This is a genomic window from Nocardia sp. NPDC059764, assembly GCF_042732555.1.
Classification (GTDB): Bacteria; Actinomycetota; Actinomycetes; order Mycobacteriales; family Mycobacteriaceae; genus Nocardia.
Window position 1 is genome coordinate 1 of sequence record NZ_JBHWHH010000227.1, and the last position, 9,799, is coordinate 9,799.

Sequence of the window (9,799 nt, forward strand, 5' to 3'; positions counted from 1 at the left end):
CACCCCCGCTCACCCTTATCGGGGTGTGGGGGCGTGCGCCCCCACCACCGGCCGTCTCAGGCCAGACGCTCCTTCAGAGCCTCGAACTCGTCACGCAGGCCGGAAGGCAGCTTGTCGCCGATGAACTCGAACCACTCCTCGATCGAGGGGATCTCGCGCTTCCACTCCTCGACGTTGACCGCGAGGGCCTCGTCGACATCGGCGGCCGTCACGTCCAGGCCCTCGAGGTCGAGGTTGGCCGCGACCGGCACATTGCCGATCGGGGTGGCGGTGGCCTCGGAGCGGCCCTCGATGCGGCCGACGATCCACTCCAGCACGCGGGAGTTCTCGCCGAATCCGGGCCACAGGAAGCGGCCGTCGTCGCCACGACGGAACCAGTTGACGTAGAAGATCTTCGGCAGCGCCTGGGCGTCGGCGTTCTTGCCGAGGGTGATCCAGTGGTTCAGGTAGTCACCCACGTGGTAGCCCATGAACGGCAGCATGGCCATCGGGTCGCGACGGACGGTGCCGACCTTGCCCTCGGCGGCGGCGGTCTGCTCGGAGCCCACGGTCGAGCCCATGAACACGCCGTGCTGCCAGTCGAAGGACTCGGTCACCAGCGGGATGGTGGTCTTGCGGCGACCGCCGAACAGGATGGCCGAGATCGGCACGCCCTGCGGGTCGTCCCACTCGGGGGCCAGGGTCGGGCACTGCGACATCGGGGTGCAGTAGCGCGAGTTCGGGTGCGCGGCGAGGGTTTCCGACTCGCGCTCGAACCAGTCGTTGCCCTTCCAGTCGACGAGGTGGTCCGGAGTGCCCTCGAGGCCCTCCCACCACACGTCGTTGTCGTCGGTGAGGGCGACGTTGGTGTAGACGGTGTTGCCGGCCTCCATGGTGGCCATGGCGTTCGGGTTCGAGCTGTGGTTGGTGCCGGGGGCGACACCGAAGAAGCCGAACTCCGGGTTGACGGCATATAGTCGGCCGTCCGCGCCGAAGCGCATCCACGCGATGTCGTCACCGAGGGTCTCAGCGCGCCAGCCCGGGATGGTCGGCTGGATCATGGCGAGGTTGGTCTTGCCACAGGCCGACGGGAACGCCGCGGCGATGTAGTAGGCCTTGTTCTCGGGCGAGATCAGCTTGAGGATCAGCATGTGCTCGGCCAGCCAGCCCTCGTCGTGCGCCATGGCCGAGGCGATGCGCAGCGAGTAGCACTTCTTGCCCAGCAGCGCGTTGCCGCCGTAACCCGAACCGTAGGACCAGATCTCGCGGTCCTCGGGGAAGTGGGTGATGTACTTGGTGTCGTTGCACGGCCACGGCACGTCGGCCTGGCCCTCGGCGAGCGGGGCGCCGACGGAGTGCAGGGCCTTCACGAAGGGGCGGTCGGTGCCCAGCTTCTCGAGGGCGGCCTGGCCGGCGCGGGTCATCACGCGCATGGAGACCACGACGTACTCGGAGTCGGTGATCTCGACGCCCAGCTTGGGGTCCTCGGCGCCGAGCGGGCCCATGCAGAAGGGCACCACGTACATGGTGCGGCCCTTCATGGAGCCGCGGTACAGCTCGGTCATGGTGGCGCGCATCTCGGCCGGGTCGACCCAGTTGTTGGTCGGACCGGCGTCGGCCTCGTTCTTGGAGCAGATGTAGGTGCGCGATTCGACGCGGGCCACATCGGAGGGGTCGGAGAGCGCCAGGTACGAGTTGGGCTTCTTCGACTCGTTCAGCTTCTTGAAGGTGCCCGCGGCGACCAGCTGCTCGGAGAGACGGGCCGCTTCCTCTTCGGACCCATCCGACCAGACCACGCGGTCGGGCTGGGTGAGTTCTGCGACCTCCTGTACCCAGGCAAGCAGTTCCTTGTGCTCGGTGGGCGCGGTGCCATCGTGAAGACCAGGAATGGTCGCTGAGGTCATGAAAACTCTCCTGAGATGGGCGGCCCCGATGAACATCGAGCCGAGGAGCGCGGCTCGCGACACCGAGTGCCACCAATTGCGGCAAGGCTCCCGTCGGTCCCGCACGCGCGCCCATACCGGCTGGACGCATGTACGGGAACTCGGCGGATGCCCTGGTTCCTGCCATAGAGGTTAACGCCATATATCGCGCTGTACGGAATCGGGTTGTCCAGTCGGTACCGGGTCGAAACCTCCGACCAGCCATTATCCGAATTCGAGTGCGGCCAGGTCACGTTCGCATGCCTGCACGAGCGCGGGTCGCCGCTGCGCCGCGTGCCGCAATTGCGCCTCCAATTCACCGACCCGCGAATCGGTTTCCACCATGCGGGCGGCGGCACTGCCGAGCACCTCGTCGGTGAGCCGCTCCTCGGCGTCCACCAGGGCGGTGGCGACCCGCTGTTCCAGTCCCGCACGGGCGTCGACCAGCGCGTCGGCGACCCATTGCCGCAGGTGAGCGCCCTCGGCGAGGCGTCGGCGGGCGCGCACCACCCAGCCCGCGCCCGCGGCGCCCAGGACCAGACTGATCGGCATGATCGCGTAGTCGAAGGCCTGCAACAGGGCCAGCGGCGTCACCAGCAGCCGCCCCAGCCCGAACCCCGCCGAGGCCCCCAGCACCAGCACCAGGTGGTCCTCCACGCCCCGCGGCCGCGGTCCCGGCGTCGGCGCGGCCCGCGATACCCGGTCCACCGGGGCCGGAAAAGATATATGCCATTCCGCCGCGACGGATTCCTCGACCTGACGGCACAATTCGCCGATCCGGGACCGAATCGACCGATCCATCTCCTGTGTGAGTTTTTCCACACATACGCCGACCCGCGCCGGAAATTCGGCGAGCGCATTCCGCGCCAACCCGTCGATCTCATCCCGCAACTCCCCGTGCAACCCCCGAATCCGCGCCCCCACCTCGTGCGACAGCTCCACCCGAGCCAGCTGCGCCCGATTCCGCACCACGCTCATCGCCGCCCCGCGACCCCCGTCCCCCACCGCCAGCAACCGCGCCCGCTCCGCCCGCAAACCCGCCACGTCCCCGCCGTCCCGCACCTTCCCCAACTGCCCCCGAATCCGCCGCCGCGTCTCCTCCAGCACCCGCTCCCGCACGATCGCCACCTGATCCCCGACCGCGCCCGCCCCGGCCGCCGCCACCAACCGCGCGTGCAACAACCCCACCCCCGACCGATCCACCAGCGCCGCATCCCCCGTCCCGCGCCCCACCGCCGCCATCCGCGCCGACACCGGCACGATCTCCGCCCCGCCGCCACCGACCTCGGCCAGCAGCTCCGAATCCAGCTCCCGCACCTCCCGCCACTCGCGATGCGCGTGAATCCCGTCCAGCGCGAACACGATCCGCGTCCCGTCGGCACACAACCCCCGTACCCGGCCCAGCAGCTCCTCCCCGATGAGGGCACCGGCATCGAGCACGACGAGCGCCACCCGACGCGGATGAGCCGGGTCACCGCCGACGAGATCGATGTGCGGCCGGAACCTGGCCAGCTCCACCCGCAGCGCCGCCGATTCGTCACCGCCGATGATCGCGACCGCCGCGGCCTCCCCCGGTGCCGCCATCCCGCGCAGCAACGCGAGACCGTGCGGATTCCAGCGCATGACAATGGCTTCCACTGCTTCGGGCAGCTCGGCCGCCCTGCACGCGGTCGACACCGCCGCATCGGCCACGCCCGGAGCGATACCGGAAACCACGTCCGGCGAGGCGGCATCAGCGGCGCGGTGACCTGCCGACAACTGATCCGACTCTGTGGCCGTCACCCTGGACAACGGAGGCAGCTCCAGCCCACCGCCGAACGCGCCGGAGCCAGGCTCCTTTGTCAGCTGTCGTTCCGGGAGCGCCGAAACACGTACCGGCGGCGGCAATTCGAGGCGGGTATCCGGGCGTGCGGCGTCCGGCTTCGGCTCGGGAAGCGGTGAATCGTCGGGGCGCGGTGCTGGCATCAACACCGCTGATTCGTTCCAGGGGGTGTGGTCGGCTTGGCCGCGGCAGGTTCATCGGCCGACGGCGGCGGCTTCGTAGCGGCGGTGCAGTTCGCGGTGGAGCGGGTCGATTCCGCTGGCGCAGTGCAGGATTTGCAGGAGGAGCCGTACGGGGAGCTCCGGAGCGTGGCGCAGGGCGGCCAGGGCGCACGAGACGCCGTGGAGATCCCAGCGGTCGAGTAGCGCGCGGCGGGCTTCGGGATCGGGGGCGAGGTCCGGGGCGGCGAACAGGTCGTGGGAGAGGGTGAGGGGCGGGTCCGGATCGTCGCGGTGGCGGCGCAGCGTGTTCAGGTCGACGTCGGTGAGGGTGCCCGAGCGGGTGTGAGCCGCCAGCGTGGCGACCACGGGGAAGACTGGGAGATCGAGATCCGAGGCGAGCGCTTCGGCCGCGGTGGCCGCGTCGGACCAGCGCACGCCGATGGCATCGGCCTTGTTGAGGACGACCAGGGTGCGGTCGGGCGGGAGGATGGCGAGCAGGCGGCGGTCGGCTGCGTCGGCCTGGCCGGGGAGGACATAGAGGAGAAGATCGGCGTCGAGGGTGGGGTTCGGACGGCCGGGACGGTCGATCGGGCGGGTTTCCTCGGCGGTGAGCAGGGACAGGGCGCGGCAGAGGGTGGTTTTTCCGGCGCGGGCGCGGCCGGTGACCTGGATGCGCGGCGTTCGCCGGGGCGGCACGCGGGCAGCGTAGCGGGCGGATGCGGGGGTGGGGGCGGAAAACTCTCACGGAACTCACAATCAAGACCGCGCGGTCGGGGAAGCGGGCTCGAACGCACCCCTCGAGAGGTGGTGGAAATGGCAACTACCGCAAGGTGAGTCACCGTGCGGTCGCCATCGCGCGTGGTCGCGGCGGCGTGTCCGGTGTGGCGTCCGGCCTGGCAGCCGGATTGATCTTGGCCGTCGGAACCCGTGGTCGATTGCTGCGCTAAGGATCGAATACTGGACAATGGACGCCGTGAACGACGCCGCGAACCCCTCTGCCGAGCCAGCTCCCGGGCCGCGGTCCGCCGACCCCGCCGGTGACCCCGGTCACCCGGAGAACCCCGCCGCCGAGTCGAACCAGACCGCCGACCAGGAGGGGCAGACCGCCGGCCGCGAGCGCCCCGTGGGCGGCAACCGGCTCTATCCCCGGGTCACCAGCTTCCGCGCCCGCCGCGGCGCGGTGTCGCCCGCCCGCCAGGACGCCTGGGATCGGGTGTGGCCGGTGATCGGCAAGGACGTATCCGACGAAAAGCTGGACGCCGACGCCTGGTTCGGCCGTTCGGCCCCGCTGATCATCGAGATCGGCTGCGGCACCGGCACGGCCACCGCGGCCATGGCGCAGGCCGAGCCGCAGTTCAACCTGATCGGCATCGAGGTCTACAAGCCGGGTCTGGCGCAGTTGGTGCAGCGGGTGGAGCGGGAGGGGATCGACAATCTCCGACTGCTGCGCGGCGATGCCGTGGATGTCCTGGAAAATATGATTGCTCCCGAATCGCTGACGGGCGTGCGCGTGTTCTTTCCGGACCCGTGGCCCAAGGCTCGCCATCACAAGCGGCGGCTGTTGCAGCCGGAAACCTTCGCACTCATCGCAAGTCGGCTGATTCCGGGCGGCGTGTTGCATGTCGCAACCGACCATGCGGACTACGCGGAGTGGATCGGCCTGTACGGCAATGCGGAACCCCAGCTCATCGGCATGAACGAGCCCACCGGCGGGGACCCCGAGGCGTATCGAAACAAGGCACCGATTGGTTTCGAACGTCCGATTACCAAGTTCGAAAACAAAGGACTCCGCGCGGGTAGCGCCATCACCGAGTTCATCTGGGGGAAGATCGAATCATGAGCGTCAGTGAGATGACCCCGGAGGTCGCGGAAGTTGCCGGAATAATGCACGGCGGCGACTCGACCGGACTACAGGGCACCACCGGGCTCCACGGCAACGCAGCCGTAGCCATTGGCGGCACCGCCACCGACGTACGCCGCGTGCTGTTGGTCTGGGATGCACCGAATCTCGATATGGGCCTGGGCGCCATCCTCGGCGGCCGCCCCACCGCCGCCTACCGCCCGCGCTTCGACGCGCTGGGCCGCTGGCTGCTGGCCCGCACCGCCGAACTATCGGTAGGCAGCACCACCCGGGTGGAGCCCGAGGCCACCGTCTTCACCAATATCGCCCCCGGCACCGCCGATGTGGTGCGACCCTGGGTCGAGGCACTGCGCAATGTCGGCTACGCCGTCTTCGCCAAACCCAAGATCGACGAAGACTCCGATGTGGACAGCGACATGCTCGGCCACATCGAGCTACGCCGCCGCGGCGCCGGACTGGCCGGGATCATGGTGGCCTCCGCCGACGGGCAGGCGTTCCGCGCGCCCCTCGAGGAGATCGCCGCTTCCGGCGTGCCTGTTCAGGTACTGGGTTTCCGCGAGCACGCGAGTTGGGCCGTCACGTCGGATATTCTCGAATTCATCGACCTCGAGGACATCCCGGGCGTGTTCCGTGAACCGCTGCCCAGGGTCAGCCTCGACTCGCTGCCCGACGAGGGTGCGTGGCTGCAGCCGTTCCGGCCGCTGTCGGCCCTGCTCACCTCCCGCCCCGCTCAAGGAGTCGCTTAGTGTTCACCCGCTGGGGCGACCTGGTCTACAAGCTGCGCTACACCGTCCTGGGTGTGGTCGTCGCCGCACTGCTCTCGTTGGGAGCGTTCGGGTTCGGGCTGGAGGACCATCTCAGCTCCAGCGGATGGGACGACCCGACCTCGGAGTCGACCGCGGCCGCGCAGCTCAAGGACAAGGTTTACAACCGCGACCACAACAGCGACGTGGTGCTGCTGTACACCGCGCCCGACGGCAAGACCGTCGACGATCCGGCGTGGAGTCAGAAGGTCATCCAGTCCCTGAACGACCTGCCCAAGCAGCACCCGGAGATCACGCAGGTCAACGCGTCGCCGTGGAAGACCGAGACCGGTCAGCAGCTGGCGCAGGCGGTGAGCCCGGATCGCAAGCACGCCTTCGCGACGGTCGCCATCAAGGGCGATAACGACACCGAGATCATGCGCAACTACCGGAATGTGAAGAACGCCTTCACCGTTCCGGACGTGACGGTCGAGGTCGGCGGTATGCAGCCGATCGCGGGCACCCTGAACGACACCATGGCGCAGGACCAGAAGCGCATGGAGATCATCGCGATTCCGGTGGTCGCGGTGCTGTTGTTCTTCATCTTCGGCGGTGTCGTCGCGGCCGCGCTGCCGCTGATCATCGGTGGCCTCACCGTGCTCGGCGCGAACGGCATCGTCATGGGGATCACGAAGTTCACCGAGGTGAATTCGTTCGTCTCCCCGGTGGTTTCGATGATCGGCCTGGGCCTGGCCATCGACTATGGATTGTTCATCGTGAGTCGCTTCCGTGAGGAAGTGGCCGACGGCTACGACACCAAATCCGCGGTGCGGCGCTCGGTGCAGACCGCGGGCCGCACGGTCGTCTTCTCCGCGACCATGATCATCGCCGCCAGCGCCGGCATGCTGCTGTTCCCGCAGGGCTTCCTGAAGTCCGTGGCGTACGGCACCATCGCGACCGTCGCGCTGGCCGCGGTCTCCGCGCTCACCGTCCTGCCCGCGCTGCTGTCCATTCTGGGGCCGCGCGTGGATGCCCTGGGCCTCAAGCGCTTCCGCAAGGAGAAGACCACCGAGGAGATCGAGAACGGCTTCTGGGGCCGGATGACCGCGTGGGTCATGAAGCACCCGCTGAAGGTGGCCATCCCGATCACCATCGGCCTGCTGCTGCTCATCATCCCGGTGAAGAACCTGCAGTTCGGCGGTATCTCGGAAACCTATCTGCCGCCGGACAACTCGACCCGTCTGGCGCAGCAGCACTTCGACGAAGTGTTCCCGATGCGCAAGTCCGATCCGCTGCAGCTGGTCATCGTCACCGACGATTCGCGCAGTGTGGGACCGCTGATCAGCGAGGCCAACGCGAATACGCCGGGCCTGCTGTCGAACGGCAAGTTCCAGATCCCGTCGAAGCCGCCGAACGGCTCCAACGTGTGGGTCTCGGAAGGCCGCCTGGAGAAGGGCGCGGACAAGGCCGCCGCCATCGACTCGCTGCGCGCCATGGAGGTGCCCGAGGGCGTCGACATGATGGTCACCGGTCAGCCCGCGATCGAACAGGATTCGATCAGCGCGCTGCTGGACCGCATGCCGTTGATGATCGCGCTGGTGGTGCTGGTGACCACCATCCTGATGTTCCTCACCTTCGGCTCGCTGGTGCTGCCCATCAAGGCGGCGCTGATGAGCGCGCTCGGCCTGGGGTCCACGCTCGGCATCCTGACCTGGATCTTCATCGACGGTCACGGCGCGGGTCTGTTGAACTTCACGCCGCAGCCGATCATGTCGCCGGTGCTGGTCCTGATCATCTCCGTGGTCTACGGCCTGTCCATCGACTACGAGGTGTTCCTGCTCTCCCGCATGGTGGAGTCGCGCACGCAAGGCGCGAGCACCACCGAGGCGGTGCGCGCGGGCACCGCGCAGACCGGCCGCATCATCACCGCGGCCGCGCTCATCCTGCTGGTCGTCACGGGCGCGTTCGCGTTCTCCGACCTCGTGATGATGCAGTACATCGCCTACGGCATGGTGGCGGCGCTGTTCATCGACGCGACCGTGCTGCGCATGCTGCTGGTCCCGGCCACCATGAAGCTGCTCGGCGACGACTGCTGGTGGGCGCCCAAGTGGATGAAGAAGATCCAGCAGAAGATCGGCCTGGGCGAGCCCATCCTCGACGATGAGCGGCCCGGCGGCGGCGAAGTGGTGGACCTGGTCAAGACCACCCCGATCACCGACCCGGTCACGATGCAGATCCCGATCGTCTCCGACGGTTCCACGCCCGCGCGCCCGCGCAAGCCGCGCCCGCGCCGCACCGTCGACGTGGACAGCGAGGCCCCGACCCAGCGCATCGACACGGTGACGCCGGCCGAGTCCACGCCGCCCGCCGACAACCCGCCGCAGCCGCCGGAGCACACCGCGCAGCAGGCGGAGAGCGTCGCGCCCGCTCCGGAACCGCAGCGCCCCCCGACCGGATTCCCGTCCGCCACAGCGCGTCCCGGCTTCGGCGTCACGCCGTCGACCACCGCGTCCCCGGCCTTCGCCAAGCCCGCGGGTATCAGCGAACCCAGCACCGAGGCGGCCTTCGGCCCGTCCGTGGAGACCTTCGGCACCGCGTCGGAGACCTACGGCGCGCCCGTGGAGTCGGTGCCGCCGCTGGCCCCGCGCCGGGTGATCAGCGCGGCCGCCGCGGAAGCGCCGACCACCGAACTCGGTTCCGTCCCGCCGGTCGCCCCGGCCGGACCCGCCGAGTCCGCCGCGCCCCGCGGTCCGGTGACCCCGATCGGCGACTTCGCCTCGCCCGCACGCGGTCCCGCACCCGGCCTGCCGCAGCGCAAGCCCGAACAGCCCGCCGCGAGCCAGGCGTACGGCCAGGACGTGAGTTTCACGCCCCCGCCCGCCCCGGTCACGCCGCCGAGTTCGGTGCCGTCGATCTCGCAGCCCGCACCGCCGGCGCCGCAGCCCGAGGCGACACCGCCCACGTCCACGGTCGGGTCCGAGCGGGTGCTCCCGCCGCCGACGCCGAAGATCGCGCCGCATCCGGCGACCCGGGCCCAGCTGTACCAGCCGCAGCCGGAGGGCGAGCAGCCCGCGCCGGAAGCCGCTCCCGCGGAACACCATCCGGCGCATCACGCGGCCGGTGAGCAGCCCGAGGACGGCGGCGGGCGCAGCAGCATCGAGCAGTGGATGTCGGATCTGCGCACCTCCCGTCGCCGCCCCGGCAAGCCGGACGAGGACGACGCCAAGCACCGCGGTGGTGAGGGGCGGCAGGTGAGCGTCAACGAACTGCTGCGTCGCCAGAACGACGACTGACGCGACACGACGCAGGAA

6 protein-coding genes are annotated in these 9,799 nt (G+C 69.3%); 3 read left to right on the plus strand and 3 right to left on the minus strand.

Features of this window, described 5'->3' with window-relative positions; translation table 11 throughout:
* Positions 1-56 precede the first annotated feature (56 nt).
* The 3 genes from ACFV4K_RS32160 to ACFV4K_RS32170 form a co-directional block, all read right to left on the minus strand.
* The gene (locus ACFV4K_RS32160) at positions 57-1,883 is read right to left on the minus strand and encodes a phosphoenolpyruvate carboxykinase (GTP) (RefSeq protein WP_379279997.1); all 1,827 of its coding nucleotides are present in this window, start codon (positions 1,881-1,883) and stop codon (positions 57-59) included.
* A gap of 243 nt (positions 1,884-2,126) precedes the next feature.
* The gene (locus ACFV4K_RS32165; protein ID WP_379279998.1) at positions 2,127-3,683 is read right to left on the minus strand and encodes a hypothetical protein; all 1,557 of its coding nucleotides are present in this window, start codon (positions 3,681-3,683) and stop codon (positions 2,127-2,129) included.
* Between the two features lie 234 nt (positions 3,684-3,917).
* A complete protein-coding gene (locus tag ACFV4K_RS32170; RefSeq protein WP_379280000.1) occupies positions 3,918-4,580 on the minus strand; it encodes a GTPase domain-containing protein in 663 nt (220 codons plus the stop codon).
* Between the two features lie 268 nt (positions 4,581-4,848).
* On the opposite strand from ACFV4K_RS32170, the gene trmB reads away from it, so the two are divergent.
* From trmB to ACFV4K_RS32185, 3 genes are read left to right on the plus strand one after another with little or no spacing between them, the layout of a single operon-like run.
* On the plus strand, positions 4,849-5,724 hold the full coding sequence (gene trmB, locus ACFV4K_RS32175) for a tRNA (guanosine(46)-N7)-methyltransferase TrmB (protein WP_379280003.1): 876 nt from the start codon (positions 4,849-4,851) through the stop codon (positions 5,722-5,724).
* Entirely contained in the window at positions 5,721-6,491 is a 771-nt protein-coding gene (locus tag ACFV4K_RS32180; protein ID WP_357094131.1) for an NYN domain-containing protein, read from the plus strand. The genes trmB and ACFV4K_RS32180 overlap by 4 nt, the downstream gene beginning before the upstream one ends.
* Positions 6,491-9,781 carry an MMPL family transporter gene (locus tag ACFV4K_RS32185; protein WP_379280002.1) on the plus strand — a complete coding sequence of 1,097 codons (3,291 nt, stop codon included), beginning with the start codon at positions 6,491-6,493 and terminating at the stop codon, positions 9,779-9,781. The genes ACFV4K_RS32180 and ACFV4K_RS32185 overlap by 1 nt, the downstream gene beginning before the upstream one ends.
* Positions 9,782-9,799 lie beyond the last annotated feature (18 nt).

Bases quoted from the DNA above. Each gene is read 5' to 3' on its own strand.
- trmB (WP_379280003.1), top strand. From the start codon at position 4,849: ATGGACGCCGTGAACGACGCCGCGAACCCCTCTGCCGAGCCAGCTCCC.
- ACFV4K_RS32160 (WP_379279997.1), bottom strand. From the start codon at position 1,883: ATGACCTCAGCGACCATTCCTGGTCTTCACGATGGCACCGCGCCCACC.
- ACFV4K_RS32180 (WP_357094131.1), top strand. From the start codon at position 5,721: ATGAGCGTCAGTGAGATGACCCCGGAGGTCGCGGAAGTTGCCGGAATA.